Source organism: Streptomyces mesophilus (genome assembly GCF_040300965.1).
In the GTDB taxonomy this organism is placed as follows: domain Bacteria; phylum Actinomycetota; class Actinomycetes; order Streptomycetales; family Streptomycetaceae; genus Streptomyces; species Streptomyces mesophilus_A.
In genome coordinates, this window is record NZ_JBEPEW010000054.1 from 21,737 (window position 1) to 37,750 (window position 16,014).

A 16,014-nucleotide genomic window follows, 5' to 3' on the forward strand; every position below is an offset into this window, starting at 1 on the left:
ACTACCAGTGGATGACGACCTTGTCGCCCGTCTTCACCTGGTTGTCGAACAGCCACTTGATGCCCTCGTAGTCGCGGACGTTCACGCAGCCGTACGAGCCGCCGGTGTAGCCGTTCTGCGCGAAGTTCTCGGAGTAGTGGACGGCCTGGCCGCCGTCGAAGAACATCGCGAACGGCATCGCCGAGTCGTAGAGCGTCGAGACGTGGTCGCGGCTCTTCCAGTAGACCGAGAAGACGCCCTCACGGGTCTCGTACCCCTTGGCGCCGAAGCGGACGTCGAGCAGCTTGTGGACCTTGCCGTCGATCACCCAGGCCAGCTTCTTGGAGGTCTTGGAGATGCACAGCACGCGGCCGGTCAGGCAGCGGTCGTCGAGGTCGGCCTGGGAGGCGTCCACCGTGGGAAGTTCGACCGGCGGCTTGAGCTCGTCCGGCGTGGGCGTCTTCGTCTGGGACTTCAGCTTCTCCCAGGTGTCCTCGAAGACGGTCCCGGTGACCTCGAGCCCGGCGGCCTGCTGGTACGCCTTGACGGAGGTCAGCGTGACATCGCCGTAGAACCCGGTCGGCTTGCCCTTGAAGTGCCCCAACTGCTTGAGCCGGGCCTGCAGTTCACGCACCTGGTCGCTGTTGTCGCCGTGGCCGAGCACCTGCTTCTTCGGGAACAGCTCGTCCTGGGTGGGCGTCTTCGTCTGGGACTTCAGCCTCTCCCAGGTCGAGATCCAGACAACGCCGGTGACGTCCAGCTTCTGCGCCGCCTGGTACTCGGCCACTGCGCCCTCGGTCGCCGGACCGTAGTTGCCGTTGGGCACCGCCTTGAGGTGCTCGACCTGGACGAGGCGGGCCTGCAGCTCGCGTACCTGATCCGAGTTGTCGCCGGACTTGAGGAGAACCTTGTCGGTCTTCTCCGGGGGCTTCTCGCTCGGCGAGACCTGTGCGGGGGTCTTGGTGGCCGAGACCTCGTTCGCCGCCTTCTCCGCCTGGTCACCGCCCTGACTGCAGCCGGTCAGAAAGAGCGCCGCCGCGGAGAGCACCGCAACGGCGGACAGGCCTATTCGATTCGAGCGCACGAGTCCCCCTGCATCGGATGAGCACCTACACCCCTTTAGAGACTCCAGAAACACGGAAATGTTGCACGTCACGCGATAACGGAAACATCACAGCTATACGGCGCTTGGAGCGGCCATGAGGAGAAGCATCCGGGAACCCTCACCCCTGCGTGATGCGTCTCACCGACGGCAACCGCGGCTCCCCCCACCACGTCTTCCTCGCGGAGAAACCGGAACAACAGGGTTAAACCGAGTGAAACGGACGGGTGGATGGCGGCGGAGACTCCCTTCATCACGCAGGAACCCGTGGCGGTTTCACCGCCGCGGGCCCGCCTCGGCTCGCTCCTCGCCGCCGGCCACCGCCGCACCGAGGCACTCCTGCTCCTGCTGACCGTCGCCATCACCACGTTCGGCCAGGCACAGGTGGGCCTCGCCGTCCACGGTCAGCTGCCGGGCAACCTGGGGCAGTTCGCGCTCAGCATGGCCCTGCTTTCCTTCGCGGCCCATCTCGCCGTACGCCGGTTCGCGCCGTACGCCGATCCGCTGATCCTGCCGCTCGCGGTCCTGATCACCGGCCTCGGACTCGTCCTGCTGCACCGCCTGGACCCCGCGTACGCCGCGCGATACGGCTCCGATCCGACCGCCGGCGGACAGCTGATGTGGAGCGTGATCGGCGTCGCGGTCTGCATCGGGGCGCTCGTGGCCCTGCGCGACCACCGCCGGCTGCAGCGGTACATCTACGTGATGATGGCCGTCGCGCTCGTCCTCCTGATGGCGCCCGCCTTCTTCCCCGGCGACACCTACGGCGCCAAGCGCTGGATCTATCTCGGCGGCCTCTCCTTCCAGCCGGGCGAGTTCGTGAAGATCATGATCGCGGTGTTCTTCGCCGGCTATCTCACGCTCAACCGCAACGCGCTGGCCCTGACCGGGCGCAAGGTGCTCGGCATGCGGCTGCCGCCCGGCCGGCAGTTCGGACCGATCCTCGCGATCTGGGCGGTCAGCCTGCTCGTGCTGATCTTCGAGCGCGACCTGGGCACCTCGCTGATCTTCTTCGGACTCTTCGTCGTGATGCTGTACGCGGCCACGCAGCGCACCAGTTGGATCGTGACCGGTCTGCTGATGGCGGCGCTCGGCGCCTTCGTCGTCGGCTCGCTCGAACCCCATGTGCACGGCCGCGTCGAGGCCTGGCTCGACCCCTTCGCCGTGTACGCGAAGGACACCGGCGGCTCCGACCAGCTGGCGCAGGCGCTGTTCAGCTTCGGCAGCGGCGGCCTGACCGGCACCGGGCTCGGCCAGGGCCACCCCGAGCTGATCGCGTTCGCCGGGCGCAGCGACTTCATCCTGACCACGGTCGGCGAGGAGCTCGGGCTCGCCGGCCTGACCGCCGTACTGCTCCTGTACGCGCTGCTCGTCCAGCGCGGTCTGCGCACCGCCCTGCTCGCCCGCGACCCCTTCGGCAAACTGCTCGCGGCCGGACTCTCCGCCGCCCTGATGCTCCAGGTGTTCGTGGTCGCGGGCGGTGTCACCGGGCTGATACCGCTGACCGGCAAGGCGCTGCCGTTCCTCGCCAAGGGCGGCTCGTCACTCGTGGCGAACTGGGTGATGATCGCGATCCTGCTGAGGATCAGCGACAGCGCGGGCCGCCACCGGGCCGCGGCGGCCGAGAGCGACCCCGAAGCGCCCGACTCCGAAGCCGGGGCCGCCGCGCAGTGACGGTCCGAGCCGGCCCTCGGCGATCAGAGATAGTCCTCGAGCCGCGCCACCGTGAACCCCTGCTCCTGGATCCGGCGCAGCATCCGCGTGGTCATCTCGGTCAGGGAGGCGCCGTGCAGCTCGTCCGGTCCGCGGAAGTGCGCGAGCACGATGTCACCGGCCCGTAGCTTCGTCCCCTGCGCGTACCGCAGATCGTTGATCTGCATCGACGCCCGCCACAGCACCACCGCCGAGAGCCCGCAGTCCGCCGCGGCCCGCAGCGTGTCGGCGTTGTACTCGCCGTACGGCGGACGGAACAGCCGCGGCCGCTGGCCGAAGCGCTCCTTGAGCTTGTCCTGCTGGCCGCAGATCTCCCAGCGCTGCCCCTCGTAGGGAAGTCCCGGCAGATAGGGGTGGTCGAGGGTGTGGTTCTGGACGGTGGCGCCCACCGAGGCCAGTTCGCCGAAGTGCGCGTAGCCGGGACCGGCCACGCTGTCGGTGAGGAACATGCTGACCGGCAGCCGCAGTTCCTTGACCATCCGTACGAACCGCGGGTCGCGCTCGGCCCCGTCGTCGAAGGTCAGGAAGACGACCTTGTCCTTGGTCGGCACCCGGTCGAGCACCGGCGGAAGGCCGGGTCCCGCACCCTTCGGCAGCGAACGGGGCGGCGGTTTCGGGGCGGGCGCGAGCGGCTTGTCCAGGCCCCAGCGGCGGGCGGTGGCCTGGCTGACCCGGCGCTCCTCGACCTTCTGCGCGGCCTTGCGGCCGAGCCGCTCGATGGGGTCGACGGACTGGGCACAGCCGGTGAGGCCCCCGGACAGAGCGAGCGCACCGGCCGCCAGCACGCCGGCCAGCAGCCGGTGCGCGGGCCTCACAGGTAGTCCTCCAGGCGGGCCACCGCGTACCCCTTGTCGGTGACCGTCTTCATGAACTTGCGGATCATGTCGGGCATCGAGCCCTTCCAGTCCTCCTTGCCGCGGAAGTGCGTGAGGATGATGTCGCCGGGGTGGATGTCGCGGTCCCATTCCCGGTAGTCCATGCGGTCCACGAAGACCTCGGCGTTCCACAGCGGCACGGACTTGATGCCGCAGGCCTTGGCGGCCTTGAGGGTGTCGCGGTTGTAGTTGCCGTACGGCGGGCGGAAGAGCTCGGGCCGCTTGCCGTAGCGCTTCTCGATGACGTCCTGCATCCCGCAGATCTCACGCTTCTGCTGGTCGTACGTGAGCCCGGGCATGTAGCGGTGGTTGAGCGTGTGGTTGTTCAAGGCGACGCCGCGGTTCTGCATCTTCTTGAAGTAGCCGTAGTCCTCCTTGACCAGGTAGTCACTGAGGAAGGCCGTGTACGGGATCTTCAGATCGCTCATCATCTTGAGGAACTGAGGATCCTTCTCGGCCCCGTCGTCGATCGTCAGGAAGACGACCTTGTCCTTGGTCGGGATCGTGGTGAAGACCTGCGGCAGACCCTTCTGCCCGGACACCTCGAAGCCCTTACGGGTGGTCGGCTTCGTCTTCTTCAGGGGCGCCTCGGGCGCGGTGAGCGGCATCTTGGCCAGACCCCAGCGCTTGACCGCGGCCACCTTGGCGGCGTGCGCGGCGGCGCGCTGCTTGGCGAGGGCGGCGGCCTGCTGGCCGGGGGCGGGCTTGACCGGCTCGCTGCCGCCGCCGCTGGAACAGGCGGTGGCGACGACGGCGGTGGTGGCGATCAGGGCCACCCCGGACAAGGCCACACGCAACCGATTTTTGTCGTTTTGTCGTACTAGTTGCATGGAGCCGGATCCTGTCAGCGCGGGCCCTCTCGGTCTGGCTGACGTCGCCGCCTGGGCAGCCACCATCCACCATGTGGCCGACACCCGGGCCTTTGACGGCGCTCCCGCCCCGGTCGCCGACAATGGAGAGGTGAACGCCTCCGCCGACCTCGCCGCCTGCGCCGCCTTCCGCGCTCTGCTCACCGACGAGGGTGCGGCCCTCCTCGCGGAGCTCCGCGACTACGACCCCGCCCAGGAGCTCGCCCTCGCGACCCGTCTGCGCCGCACATACGCCTCCGAGCTGGTCTCCGCGGCGCTGGCCCAGGCACGGCTGAGGCAGCGCGCCGCGGCGAAGTTCGGCAAGGACGCCGAGCGGATGTTCTTCACCCCGAACGGAGTTGAGCAGTCCACACGCACGAGCGTCGCCACGTACCGGGCGGAGTGCTTCCAGGCGGCGGGGATCCGGTCCGTCGCGGACCTGTGCTGCGGCATCGGCGGTGACGCCATCGCCTTCGCCCGGGCCGGGATCCGCGTGCTCGCCGTCGACCGGGATCCGCTGACCTGTGCGGTGGCCCGCGCCAATGCGGTCGCACTCGGTCTGGACGAGCTGATCGAGGTGCGCGAGGCGGATGTCACGGAGGTCGACACATCCCCGTACGACGCCGTGTTCGTGGATCCGGCGCGGCGCTCAGGGGCGCGCGGCCGGATCTTCGACCCGGAGGCCTACTCCCCTCCCCTTTCCTGGGCCGTCGCCGCTGCACGCAAAGCACCGTTCGCGGAACTGAAGATCGCGCCCGGGATTCCCCACGACATGATCCCCGCCGATGCGGAAGCCGAGTGGATCTCGGATGGGGGCGACGTCAAGGAGGCGGTCCTGGGCTTCCGGCCGAACGCCACGCCCGGGGCACGCAGAGCGGTTCTGCTCCCCTCGGGGGCCGGGGTCTGGGCCTCACCGGCCACCATGCTCCCTGATCCCGAAGTCCGCCCGGTGGGGCGTTACCTGTACGAGCCCGACGGCGCCGTGATCCGCGCGCATCTGGTCGCCGAGGTGGCCGATGACCTGGGCGGCGGGCTGATCGATCCGACGATCGCCTACATCACCGCAGATGAGCTGCACAGCACCCCGTACGCGACCTCGTACGAGATCACCGACCGACTCCCCTTCAACGTCAAGAAGTTGAAGGCCCTGCTGCGCGAGCGCGAGGTCGGGATCCTGACGGTCAAGAAGCGCGGCTCCGCGGTCGAGCCGGAGGAGCTGCGCAAGAAGATGAAGCTGCAGGGGCGGAACTCCGCGACCGTGTTCCTCACTCGGGTGGCGGGGGCGCCGACGATGCTCGTCGGCCACCCCGCACCCGCCGGGTGACGCGGAGAGGGCTCAGCCCTCGACGATCTCGCGCAGCTCGCAGGTGATCGTCCACTGCTCCTCGTGGACCTTGAGGAAGCGCTTGGTCCACTCCAGGGCCTCGGCCTCGTCCTTGGTCTGAAGGACCGCGTACCCGCCGATGACCTCCTTGGTCTCGGTGAACGGGCCGTCGGTGACGGACAGTTCGCCGCCGCTGTAGAGCACGCGCTTGCCCTCGGAGGTCGGATGCAGACCGGAGGTGTCCAGGAGGACGCCGGCCTTGGTCATCTCCTCCATGAGCTTGCCCATGCGCTCCATGAGCTCCTCGCTCGGACCACCGGGGTTGTTGTTCTCGTCGATACGGATCAGCGACATGTAGCGCGGCATGGTGACTCCTCGGTTGCGGTGACGGGGGCTTCTCCCCTGCCTCTCACCCCTGTGTCGAACGGCGACGGCCGGGATCGACACATGCCGCGGATTATTTCGAGAAACTTTTCTCCGGTTGCCGCGAACGCTCCGCGGGCCCCCGCCGAGGCCGCCAGAACACCCCCGCGAACAGCCACAGCGCGAGGAAGACCACTCCCTCGATCTGCATCAGGACCACGTTCTCGCCCAGCGCGCCGGGCCGGCCCAGCGCGCCGGGCCGGCCCGCCAGCGCGACACCGAAGCCGAGCAGCACCAGGGAACCCAGGACCGAAAGCGCCCCGAGGATCATGCGGGTGCGGACATGGCGCCCCGGCACGCTGCCGCCCTTCTCGTCATGCCGGCGGGCCGCCTCGCGCGCCCCGTGCCGCCGTTCCAGAAAACCCCAGGTGATCCACGACAGCAGGCCGATGATCGCCAGGATCCCGGCGATGTTCAGAATGACGTCGATCCAGCCGACTTCGGTGTAGTCCACGAACTTGCCCGCGGCCAGCGGCACTTCACGCACGGATGGTTCCGGAGAAGTCGTCATACGACACGAGTGGCCGGGCGGTCCGGAACCACTCCTGCCACTTGGCGCCGGGCAGCGAGCCGCAGCTCAGGAGTACAGGTTGTCCTTGGCCACCTCGTGCACGTGATCGTGCGAGTGCCCGTGGCCGTGGGAGTGACCCGGCACATGAGGCTCCGTGACCGGGAGCGAGGAGTCCGCCGAGAGGTCCCAGTCCGAGGCGGAACGGCCCCGGGCGACCATCTCGGCGCCGAGCGCGGCGACCATCGCGCCGTTGTCCGTGCACAGCTTCGGGCGCGGCACGCGCAGCTGGATGCCGGCCTTGTCGCAGCGCTCCTGGGCCAGGGCGCGAAGGCGGGAGTTGGCCGCGACACCGCCGCCGATCATCAGGTGCTCGACGCCCTCGTCCTTGCAGGCCCGCACGGCCTTGCGGGTGAGCACATCGACGACCGCCTCCTGGAAGGACGCCGACACATCCCGTACGGGAACGTCCTCGCCCGCATTGCGCTTCGCCTCGATCCAGCGCGCGACCGCGGTCTTCAGACCGGAGAAGGAGAAGTCGTACGCGGGGTCGCGCGGGCCCGTGAGACCGCGCGGGAACGCGATCGCGTCCGGGTCGCCCTCCTTCGCGTACCGGTCGATGACCGGGCCGCCGGGGAAGCCGAGGTTCAGCACGCGCGCGATCTTGTCGAAGGCCTCACCGGCCGCGTCGTCGATCGTCGCGCCCAGCGGCCGCACGTCGGAGGTGATGTCCGAGGACAGCAGCAGCGAGGAGTGGCCGCCGGAGACGAGCAGCGCCATCGTCGGCTCGGGCAGCGGACCGTGTTCCAGCTGGTCGACGCAGATGTGCGAGGCGAGGTGGTTGACGCCGTACAGCGGCTTGCCGAGCGCGTACGCGTACGCCTTCGCGGCCGAGACGCCGACGAGCAGCGCACCCGCGAGACCGGGCCCGGCCGTCACGGAGATGCCGTCGAGGTCGCGAGCCGACACACCGGCGTCCTTCAGGGCGCGCTCGATGGTCGGCACCATCGCCTCGAGGTGGGCGCGCGAGGCGACCTCGGGCACGACACCGCCGAAGCGGGCGTGCTCGTCCACGCTGGAGGCGACGGCGTCGGCGAGCAGGGTGGTGCCGCGCACGATGCCGACGCCGGTCTCGTCGCAGCTGGTCTCGATGCCCAGTACGAGCGGTTCGTCAGCCATGGGTCTCGGTTCCTTGCACTGATTCTTCCCCGAAAGGGGCTGCGGTGGCGGTCGAAGGATCGGTCAGGCGCATCACGAGGGCGTCGACATTGCCCGGCTGGTAGTAGCCGCGCCTGAAGCCGATCGGTTCGAAGCCGAAGCGTTCGTAGAGCTTCTGGGCGCGCGCGTTGTCCACGCGCACTTCGAGCAGCACCTCGGTGCATTCGAAGGCGGTGGCGTGCCGCAGCAGATCGGTGAGCAGCGCCGAGCCGAGGCCGGTGCCCTGATGGTCACGGGCCACGGCGATGGTCTGCACGTCGCCGAGCCCGCCGACAGCCGCGAGGCCCGCGTACCCGACGATCCGCTCACCTTCCGCCGAGGACTCGACGGCGGTCACATAGCGGCGGGAAGCGCCGGTGCCGCGCGCGTGGGCGAGCTCGGACCAGAACATCCCCCGCGACCAGGCGTCGTCGGGGAACAGCTCCTTCTCGAGCTCGAGCACCGGTTCGATGTCCCACCAGCGCATCTCGCGCAGTACCGGGGTCACTTGGGGGTGACCACCTTGTAGTTCTTCGGGACCTGGGCGTCCGGCCGGCGCAGATACAGCGGCCGCGGCTCGGTCAGCTGCTCGCCGGCGGCGATCTTCTCGGCGGCGAGCGCGGCCAGCGCACCGGCGCTGACGTGCTCGGGCGTACGCGCGTCCGGGAACGTGTCCGGGTAGAGCCCCGCACCCGCACCGACCGCGGGCAGGCCCGCGAGCTGCTCGGCGATGTCGGCGGGGCGGTCGACGGCCGGGTCGGTCACCCTCGTACGACTGCCGTTGTAGCGCGCCCAGTAGACCTCTTTGCGGCGCGCGTCCGTCGCGACCACGAACTCGCCTTCGAGGCCCGAGGCGTACGCGAGTCCGTCGAGCGTGCACAGTCCGTGCACGGGGATGCCGAGCGCCGACCCGAAGGTCATGGCCGTCATCAGGCCGACGCGCAGTCCGGTGTACGGGCCGGGGCCCGTGCCCACCACGATCTCGGTGACGGCGTCGAGTTTCACACCCGCCTCGGCGAGCACCCGGTCGACGGCCGGCAGCAGCAGCTCACCGTGTCTGCGGGCATCGACGCCGCCCGACTCGGCGAGGACGGTGCGGCCGTCGTGCAGGGCGGCCGTGACGGCGGGGGTGGCGGTATCCAGAGCGAGCAAGAGCACGCGAACAGCCTACGGCGTGGGGCCTGTGTCGGATGACCCGTCGTCCGCGCGAAGCGTGGGAGCGGCGGCGTTCGGTGCGTGCTCTCGGCGTGCGGTGTCACAGGTCATGTGGCGGAGCCACCTGTCCTGGGGCACCGTGCGGCGAGAGTGCGTGCCGGGCGTCGCAGCTCAGGCGGGTCATCCGACACAGGCCCCAGAGGGCCCTGCACGGCGCCCCGGCCTAGGGGGGGGCCGGCTGCTAACGTCGCTCCCTGTACGTATATGACGTACCCAGTCGTATGTACGAAGGGTGTGGAGGTAGCTCGTGGCACGCAGCAGCTCGGGATTCGTGGCCGGGCTGACCGCGGCGGCGCTCGCGGCGGTCGGCTTCCTCGCGTACCAGGCGTCCGCCTCCGCCCCGGAGACCCTCGGCAAGCCCAAGACCCCGGCCTCCTCCAGCGCCTCCAAGAAGCCCGGGGGCAAGACGAAGCCCGACGGGCTGCCGGCGCTGTCCGGCCAGGGTGAGCGGGTCGTGTACTCGCTGGGCTCCGACCGCGTCTGGCTCGTGGGTGAGGGCGACAAGGTCGAGCACACCTTCAAGGTCACGCCGAGCACGGTCGATCCGCTGCCGGGTGAGTACGCGGTGACGACGCGGTCCGGTTCGATCACCGGCTCGGACGGGATTCCGATCGAGCACGTGGTGCGCTTCGCGACGAACGACGGCGTGACGATCGGGTTCAGCGCGGCCAAGGACGGCTCGACGCCGGAGCCCGACCCGTCGAGGAAGACCGGCGGCATCCGGGAGTCGCGCGAGGACGGGCTCGCGATGTGGGAGTTCGCCACCGTGGGGACCAGCGTGATCGTGGTCCAGTAGGGCCACGCAGCGGTACGGAGTGTCAGGCGGCGTCGCGATGCGGCGCCGCTTGTGTCCGTTCCGCCTCGACCTGGACGCGCTCGGGGAACACCGGCGGCGTGGAGACCGCGGTGGCCGCGGCGCAGGACGCGAGCAGCTCGCTCATCGACGGCTGCACCTTGGGTGTCTCACGTTCCGGGGCCGACATGGTGCCTCCCGAGTGCAGGGCGCGGTTAGGTATCCCTAACCAAGTCTCGGTCTCCATGTGAACACGGGGCGTGCCCGGTACGCAATATCTTCCCGACGGCTTGTCGGAAACTGTCGCCACGCGCGTGCGCTCAGGACGCGAGCGCCTCCAGGTCCACCCCGGCCCAGCGCTCCCCGAGCCCGGTCAGCGTCACGGTCCGTACGTCCGAGACCGCTTCCCCAAGCTCTCGGCTCCGCTCGAGCAGGGGAGACCCCGATCCCTCCTCGCGGTGGATCACCACGTGCAGCCGGTCGTCCGTGAGCTCCTCGACCTTGCCCTCGCCCCACTCCACGACGATCACGGACTCGGGCAGCGAGACATCGAGGTCGAGGTCCTCCATCTCGTCGAGCCCGCCGCCGAGGCGGTACGCGTCCACGTGGACCAGCGGCGGACCGTCGCCCAGCGAGGGGTGGACGCGGGCGATCACGAAGGTCGGCGAGGTGACCGCGCCGCGCACGCCGAGGCCCGCGCCGAGGCCGCGGGTGAGGGTGGTCTTGCCGGCGCCGAGCTCACCGTTGAGCATCACGAGGTCGCCGGCACGCAGGATCTTGGCGAGGCGCTGGCCCAACTCACCCATCTGCTCAGGGGAGTTGATGATGATACGGACACTATTTGCCGGGTTGTGCGGTGCTTCCATGAGCAACCACGTTAGCGGCCGGAGCGGCCACCCCCGCACGCGCCAGGAGATCGGCGAGACGGTCCGTCACCAGCTCCGGGTGCTCGAGCATCACCAGATGCCCGGCGTCCGGCACGATCACCAGCTCGGCATCGGGGAGTTCGTCGGCGATCGACTCGCTGTGCTCGCTGGGTGTGACCAGGTCCTTGTCGCCCGCGAGCACCAGGACGGGCCGGTCCGCGAAGTGCCGTAGGGCGTCCTGCTTGTCGTGATCGCCGAAAGCCGGGTAGAACTCCGCGACCACGTCGATGGGTGTCGACTCGATGAGACGTTCGGCAAAGCGCGCGACCGCCGGGTCCACCTCGCGGGAAGCGAACGAGTAGCGCTTGATGATGCCCGCGAACAGGTCCGCGGTGGCACCGCGGGCACGCTCGACCAGCTCTACGCGCGAGCCGAGCGCCTTGAGGACTCCCGGCAGGACCCGGCGTACGGCGTTCATGCCGGCGACCGGCAGACCGTAGTTGACCTCGCCGAGCCGCCCGGAGGACGTGCCGACGAACGCGGCGCCCACGACCCGGTCGCGGATCAGCTCGGGGAACTGGTCGGCGAGCGCCATCACGGTCATGCCGCCCATGGAGTGGCCGACCAGGACGAGCGGGCCCTCGGGCGCGGCCTCGTCGATGACGGCCTTGAGGTCGCGGCCCAACTGGTCGATGGTGACCGGCTCTTCGTGCTCGGTCTGTGCCTTGCCGCGCTCGGAGCGGCCGTGGCTGCGCTGGTCCCAGTAGACGGTGCGCACGACGCCGCGCAGGGCCGCGCGCTGGAAGTGCCAGGAGTCCTGGCTGAGGCAGTAGCCGTGCGAGAAGACGACGGTGACGGGCGCGGGGGCCTTGCGGCCGAAGAGGCGGCGGCCGCGGCGGCCCTTCGCACTGTCCGGCTCGACCTCGTCGACCTCGTAGTAGAGGACCGTGCCGTCCTCGGCCTGCGCCTTGCCGGGCAGTCCGCGCAGCGAGCCGTAGGGACCGGCGGAGTCGAGGGCGAGGCGGGCCTTCTTGCGCATGCCGCGCCCGACGGTGAGCCGCTCGACCGCGACACCGGCGGCCGCGCCCGCGGCGATCACGCCTATCGCGGCGCCCGCGATGCCCGCCCTGCGCCAGCCGCCGCCTGCCGCCTCCTCGGCGGCCCGGGCGATCTGGGTGCCTGTGTCACTCACGTGCCGCTCCTGCCTCCTGCGTTACGACGTTCACGAGCCCTGCGAGTACACCGGATCGTCACTCGTTCACATACCCGGTCGGTCACTCGTTCACATAGACGCGGGGAACGCGTGTTCCGATGCGCGTGACGATCTCGTACCCGATGGTGCCCGCCGCCTGCGCCCAGTCCTCGGCCGTCGGCTCGCCCCGGTCGCCCGGTCCGAACAGCACCGCCGCATCGCCCACCGAGGGCTGGTCCCCGTGCAGATCGACCACGAACTGGTCCATGGCGATCCGCCCGGCGGCCGTCCGCACCTTGCCGCCGACGAGGACCGGGCCGGCCCCGGAGGCGTGCCGGGGCAGCCCGTCGCCGTAACCGACGGGGACCAGGCCGAGCGTGGTGGGCTCGGGTGTGACGTAGTGATGCCCGTAACTGACGCCGAGACCCGCGGGGGCGCGCTTCACGAGGGCGAGCTGTGCGCTGAGGGTCATCACCGGACGCAGACCGAAGTCCGCGGACGTGCCGACCTCGGGGCTCGGCGAGAGCCCGTACATCGCGATGCCGGGACGTACGAGGTCGTAGTGCGACTCGGGCAGGGTCAGCGTGCCCGGGGAGTTGGCGAGGTGGCGGACCTCGGGGGTCACGCCAGCCTGCTCGGCGAAGCGCACCGCGTCGGCGAACTCGGCGGACTGCAGGGCGATCGAGGGGTGCCCCGGCTCGTCCGCGCACGCGTAGTGCGACCAGATGCCCGTGACCTTGACCGTGCCTTCGGCCTCGGCCTTCAGACAGGCCTCGACCAGCTCGGGCCAGTCGGCGGGCATACAGCCGTTGCGCCCGAGCCCGGTGTCGATCTTCAGCTGCACCCGTGCCGTACGCCCCGCCTGGCGGGCCGCGGCGGTCAGTTCGCGCAGCGCCCACATACCGCTCACACCGAGGTCGATCTCCGCCTCGATCGCCGCGCGCCAGGGGCCGCCGGGCGTCCACAGCCAGCACATGACGCGGGCGTCGTCGACGCCGATGCCCGCCGCGCGCAGTGCGAGCGCCTCCTCGGGGGTGGCCGTGCCCAGCCAGGTGGCACCGCCCTGCAGCGCGGCCTTGGCGCAGGGCACCATCCCGTGCCCGTACGCGTCCGCCTTCACCACGGCCATGAACGCGGCGCGGGGTGCGCGGGCACGCAGGGCCCGCACATTGGCCCGCAGAGCGGCCAGATCGATCTCGGCGCGGACGCGCACAGGTGTCTCAGTCATCGCGCCCCAGTGTCTCAGAGCCGTGGGTCACGGCCTGCGGCCCCAGATGTACACCCGGTCTCCCTTGTACAGCTTGTTCCACAGCCGCTTGGCGTCCCGGTAGCTCAGGTTCACGCAGCCCGGGGAGCCCGACGTGCTGTAGACACTGCTGTAGACGGCGTGAAAGGCCTGCCCGCCGCTGAAGAACTGGCTGTACGGCATGGGGGTCCGGAACAGCGTCGAGTAGTGGTTCTTGTGCTTCCAGAACACCTTGTGCCAGCCGGTGCGCGTCGGCGTCGACCTCTTGCCGCTGCGCACGGCCACGGGTCCGAAGGTCACCTTCCCGCCCTTCTGCACCCACATCAGCTGCCGCGCGAGGTCCACACAGGCGATGCGGTACGCACGCGCCGGGCACTTCTTCAGCGCCTTCGGATCCCGTACGGCACTCAGCCAGCGCATCCGGGCCCAGGTCACCGGGCCGGCGAAGCCGATGTCGGGCCGGATCCCCTGCGCCCGCTGGAACTTTCGGATCGCAGCACAGTCCTTGGCCGACTGCTTGCCGTCCACCTCGAGCTTCAGCCACGCCTCGACCCGGCGCTGATGCGGCCCGGTCCGCTTGCTGCAGAACGGCGCCGCGGCACCGCGGACGACCTCGCTCGGCGGCACGTACTCGATCAGCGCGTCGAGCTCGACGGGCGGCTCCATCGGTTCGACGGAGTCCTCGGCGGCACTCGGCTGGTAGACGAACGGCGCCATGCCCTGATCGGGAGTGTCCAACTGCCACAGGTGGTACGGAGTGAGCGGCACCCCGGGAACCAGCTCCTGCTGGGGCGCGGGCACGGGCGGGGGGCCCGGGTCGGCCGCGACGGCGGGGGTGGCGAGGGCCGCGAGGGCGAGTACCGCGGCGAGGGTGAGGCGGGTGGTACGGCGTGCGGTGCGGTGAATCATTCCTTCAGGAAACGGTCATATAAGGGCGAACTGGTGCAGGCGCGCGGGAATTTCAGCCTGCGCGGCAATCCCAGCCCCTGCGGCAATCCAAGCCCCTGCGGCGATTGAGCAGATCCGAATCGCCGGGGTCCGGGGGCGGAGCCCCCGGTGGGGGCGAGGGGCGGAGCCCCAGAGGGGGGTGCAGGGGGCGAAGCCCCCGCGGGTTACCCACCCATGGGGTGCCTTGTGATGGGGGTCCGGGGGCGAGCCCCCGGTTTCGGGAAGGGGCGGGTAGGGGAAATCCGCCCGCCGCAGGCGCCCACCCACCCGCACCCGACGCACACCCCCTCAGCCCCGAACATCCCGCCAAACCGAAGGAATCGCCGCCGCCACATCCTGCGCCGACGCCGGCGCACCGGACGCCGCAGCCCGCCCCGCGAGCCCATGCAGATACGCCCCCACCGAAGCCGCGTCCACCCCGGAGAGCCCCGCCGACAGCAGCGCCCCGGACAGCCCCGACAGCACATCCCCGCTACCGGCCGTGGCCAGCCAGGCCGTCCCCGTCGGATTGACCCGGACCGGCCCACCGCCCGCCGGCGCGACCAGTGTGGTCGACCCCTTGAGCAGCACGGTCGCGGAGAACTCCGAGGCAAGGCGCCGTACGGACGAGAGCCGCGCCGCCTCCACCGACTCCCGCGAGACCCCGAGGAGCGCCGCCGCCTCCCCCGCATGCGGGGTCAGCACGGTGGGCGCCGCCCGCGCCCGCAGCACCGCGGGATCCGCGAGCCGCAGACCGTCCGCGTCGACGAGCACGGGCACGTCCTGGGCCAGCACATCCGCCACCCGCGCCGCGTCGTCCCCGATCCCGGGCCCGACCACCCACGCCTGCACCCGCCCCGCCGCGGACGGCGGCCCGGCGTGCACCAGCGTCTCGGGGAAGCGGGCGAGCACCGCGTCGGCGGCAGGGCCCACATAGCGCACGGCTCCCGCCCCGCCCCGCAGCGCGCCCGCGACGGCCAGCACCGCCGCGCCCGGATACGTGGCCGAGCCGGCCGCGATCCCGACCACACCCCGCCCGTACTTGTCGCTGGACGCCGTCGGCGAAGGCAGCAGCGCCGCCACATCCGCGTACTGCAGCGCCTCGAGCTCGGGCCCCGAGGGTGCCGAGGGTACCGAGGGTGCCGAGGGTGCCGAGGGTGCCGAGGGTGCCGAGGGTGCCGAAGGCAGCGAGAGCCCGATGTCGACGAGCCGCACCGCCCCCGCGTACGACCGCGCCGGGTCGATCAGGAGCCCCGGCTTGTACGTCCCGAACGTGACCGTCACATCCGCCCGCACCGCGTCCCCGGCCACCTCCCCGCTGTCGGCCCCGACCCCGCTCGGCAGGTCCACGGCGACGACCACGGCGCCTGATTCCCGTACGAGAGAGGCGAGTTGAGCCGCATCCGGCCGCAGGCCGCCCTTGCCGCCGATGCCCACGATGCCGTCCATGACGAGATCGGCCCGGGCGATCACCGGCCCCGCGTCACCTGCGGTGACGACGCGCGCCCCGGCGGACCGCAGCGCCGCGAGCCCGCCCGCATGCGTACGTTCCGGCGCGAGCAGCACCGCGGTGACCCCGGCGCCGCGCCGTGCGAGGCGGGCGCCGGCGTACAGCGCATCGCCCCCGTTGTCGCCGCTGCCGACGAGGAGCACGACCCGGGAGCCGTAAACGCGCCCGAGCAGATCCGCGCAGGCGGCCGCGAGGCCCGCGGCGGCCCGCTGCATCAGCGCGCCCTCGGGCAGCTGTGCCATCAGCGCGCGCTCGGCGGCGCGCACGGTCTCGACGCTGTGAGCAGTACGCACGGG

17 protein-coding genes are annotated in these 16,014 nt (G+C 70.8%); 3 read left to right on the top strand and 14 right to left on the bottom strand.

Features of this window, described 5'->3' with window-relative positions; translation table 11 throughout:
* Position 1: 1 nt before the first annotated feature.
* Positions 2-1,063, bottom strand: coding sequence for a L,D-transpeptidase family protein (locus ABT367_RS20115; protein WP_352254439.1), 1,062 nt, complete (start codon positions 1,061-1,063; stop codon positions 2-4).
* Between the two features lie 249 nt (positions 1,064-1,312).
* Between ABT367_RS20115 and ABT367_RS20120 the strand changes: the two genes are divergently transcribed.
* Positions 1,313-2,755: an FtsW/RodA/SpoVE family cell cycle protein gene (locus tag ABT367_RS20120; protein WP_352254440.1), complete on the top strand. Its 1,443-nt coding sequence runs from the start codon at positions 1,313-1,315 to the stop codon at positions 2,753-2,755.
* A gap of 23 nt (positions 2,756-2,778) precedes the next feature.
* Here ABT367_RS20120 and ABT367_RS20125 read toward each other — a convergent pair whose 3' ends face one another.
* Positions 2,779-3,609: a polysaccharide deacetylase family protein gene (locus tag ABT367_RS20125; RefSeq protein WP_434975501.1), complete on the bottom strand. Its 831-nt coding sequence runs from the start codon at positions 3,607-3,609 to the stop codon at positions 2,779-2,781.
* Complete coding sequence (locus ABT367_RS20130; protein WP_352254441.1) at positions 3,606-4,499, bottom strand: polysaccharide deacetylase family protein; 894 nt, start codon at positions 4,497-4,499, stop codon at positions 3,606-3,608. The genes ABT367_RS20125 and ABT367_RS20130 overlap by 4 nt, the downstream gene beginning before the upstream one ends.
* Between ABT367_RS20130 and ABT367_RS20135 the strand changes: the two genes are divergently transcribed.
* Positions 4,498-5,841: a class I SAM-dependent methyltransferase gene (locus ABT367_RS20135; RefSeq protein WP_352254442.1), complete on the top strand. Its 1,344-nt coding sequence runs from the start codon at positions 4,498-4,500 to the stop codon at positions 5,839-5,841. The genes ABT367_RS20130 and ABT367_RS20135 overlap by 2 nt on opposite strands.
* A 12-nt stretch (positions 5,842-5,853) precedes the next feature.
* Here the strand turns inward: ABT367_RS20135 and ABT367_RS20140 are convergent, their stop codons facing one another.
* From ABT367_RS20140 to tsaB, 5 genes are all read right to left on the bottom strand, one after another.
* Complete coding sequence (locus ABT367_RS20140; protein WP_352254443.1) at positions 5,854-6,207, bottom strand: YciI family protein; 354 nt, start codon at positions 6,205-6,207, stop codon at positions 5,854-5,856.
* A 91-nt stretch (positions 6,208-6,298) separates the two neighbouring features.
* Positions 6,299-6,751: a hypothetical protein gene (locus tag ABT367_RS20145; protein WP_352254444.1), complete on the bottom strand. Its 453-nt coding sequence runs from the start codon at positions 6,749-6,751 to the stop codon at positions 6,299-6,301.
* Between the two features lie 90 nt (positions 6,752-6,841).
* The gene (gene tsaD, locus ABT367_RS20150) at positions 6,842-7,951 is read right to left on the bottom strand and encodes a tRNA (adenosine(37)-N6)-threonylcarbamoyltransferase complex transferase subunit TsaD (protein ID WP_352254445.1); all 1,110 of its coding nucleotides are present in this window, start codon (positions 7,949-7,951) and stop codon (positions 6,842-6,844) included.
* A complete protein-coding gene (rimI, locus tag ABT367_RS20155; RefSeq protein ID WP_352254463.1) occupies positions 7,944-8,456 on the bottom strand; it encodes a ribosomal protein S18-alanine N-acetyltransferase in 513 nt (170 codons plus the stop codon). Before rimI ends, tsaD begins: the two co-directional genes overlap by 8 nt.
* A 17-nt stretch (positions 8,457-8,473) precedes the next feature.
* Positions 8,474-9,127: a tRNA (adenosine(37)-N6)-threonylcarbamoyltransferase complex dimerization subunit type 1 TsaB gene (tsaB, locus tag ABT367_RS20160; RefSeq protein WP_352254446.1), complete on the bottom strand. Its 654-nt coding sequence runs from the start codon at positions 9,125-9,127 to the stop codon at positions 8,474-8,476.
* 304 nt (positions 9,128-9,431) lie between these two features.
* Between tsaB and ABT367_RS20165 the strand changes: the two genes are divergently transcribed.
* The gene (locus ABT367_RS20165; RefSeq protein WP_352254447.1) at positions 9,432-9,980 is read left to right on the top strand and encodes a hypothetical protein; all 549 of its coding nucleotides are present in this window, start codon (positions 9,432-9,434) and stop codon (positions 9,978-9,980) included.
* 22 nt (positions 9,981-10,002) lie between these two features.
* On the opposite strand, the gene ABT367_RS20170 is transcribed toward ABT367_RS20165, so the two are convergent.
* The 6 genes from ABT367_RS20170 to ABT367_RS20195 all read right to left on the bottom strand — a co-directional run bounded on the left by ABT367_RS20170 (position 10,003) and on the right by ABT367_RS20195 (position 16,011).
* Positions 10,003-10,167, bottom strand: coding sequence for a hypothetical protein (locus ABT367_RS20170; RefSeq protein ID WP_199547378.1), 165 nt, complete (start codon positions 10,165-10,167; stop codon positions 10,003-10,005).
* A 130-nt stretch (positions 10,168-10,297) separates the two neighbouring features.
* Positions 10,298-10,843, bottom strand: coding sequence for a tRNA (adenosine(37)-N6)-threonylcarbamoyltransferase complex ATPase subunit type 1 TsaE (gene tsaE / locus ABT367_RS20175; RefSeq protein ID WP_352254448.1), 546 nt, complete (start codon positions 10,841-10,843; stop codon positions 10,298-10,300).
* Positions 10,815-12,035, bottom strand: a complete 1,221-nt coding sequence (locus tag ABT367_RS20180; protein WP_352254449.1) for an alpha/beta fold hydrolase — start codon at positions 12,033-12,035, stop codon at positions 10,815-10,817. The genes tsaE and ABT367_RS20180 overlap by 29 nt, the downstream gene beginning before the upstream one ends.
* An 82-nt stretch (positions 12,036-12,117) precedes the next feature.
* A complete protein-coding gene (gene alr / locus ABT367_RS20185) occupies positions 12,118-13,263 on the bottom strand; it encodes an alanine racemase (RefSeq protein WP_352254450.1) in 1,146 nt (381 codons plus the stop codon).
* A 27-nt stretch (positions 13,264-13,290) separates the two neighbouring features.
* Positions 13,291-14,190, bottom strand: coding sequence for a L,D-transpeptidase family protein (locus tag ABT367_RS20190; RefSeq protein ID WP_352254451.1), 900 nt, complete (start codon positions 14,188-14,190; stop codon positions 13,291-13,293).
* Positions 14,191-14,517: 327 nt separating this feature from the next.
* The gene (locus ABT367_RS20195; RefSeq protein ID WP_352254452.1) at positions 14,518-16,011 is read right to left on the bottom strand and encodes an NAD(P)H-hydrate dehydratase; all 1,494 of its coding nucleotides are present in this window, start codon (positions 16,009-16,011) and stop codon (positions 14,518-14,520) included.
* Between the last annotated feature and the right edge of the window lie 3 nt (positions 16,012-16,014).

What these genes read in the sequence shown, in the direction of transcription:
- ABT367_RS20140 (WP_352254443.1), bottom strand. Translation starts at nt 6,207, where the DNA reads ATGCCGCGCTACATGTCGCTGATCCGTATCGACGAGAACAACAACCCC.
- rimI (WP_352254463.1), bottom strand. Translation starts at nt 8,456, where the DNA reads ATGCGCTGGTGGGACATCGAACCGGTGCTCGAGCTCGAGAAGGAGCTG.
- ABT367_RS20190 (WP_352254451.1), bottom strand. Translation starts at nt 14,190, where the DNA reads ATGATTCACCGCACCGCACGCCGTACCACCCGCCTCACCCTCGCCGCG.
- ABT367_RS20135 (WP_352254442.1), top strand. Translation starts at nt 4,498, where the DNA reads ATGGAGCCGGATCCTGTCAGCGCGGGCCCTCTCGGTCTGGCTGACGTC.
- tsaE (WP_352254448.1), bottom strand. Translation starts at nt 10,843, where the DNA reads ATGGAAGCACCGCACAACCCGGCAAATAGTGTCCGTATCATCATCAAC.
- ABT367_RS20120 (WP_352254440.1), top strand. Translation starts at nt 1,313, where the DNA reads ATGGCGGCGGAGACTCCCTTCATCACGCAGGAACCCGTGGCGGTTTCA.
- ABT367_RS20130 (WP_352254441.1), bottom strand. Translation starts at nt 4,499, where the DNA reads ATGCAACTAGTACGACAAAACGACAAAAATCGGTTGCGTGTGGCCTTG.
- tsaD (WP_352254445.1), bottom strand. Translation starts at nt 7,951, where the DNA reads ATGGCTGACGAACCGCTCGTACTGGGCATCGAGACCAGCTGCGACGAG.
- alr (WP_352254450.1), bottom strand. Translation starts at nt 13,263, where the DNA reads ATGACTGAGACACCTGTGCGCGTCCGCGCCGAGATCGATCTGGCCGCT.
- ABT367_RS20170 (WP_199547378.1), bottom strand. Translation starts at nt 10,167, where the DNA reads ATGTCGGCCCCGGAACGTGAGACACCCAAGGTGCAGCCGTCGATGAGC.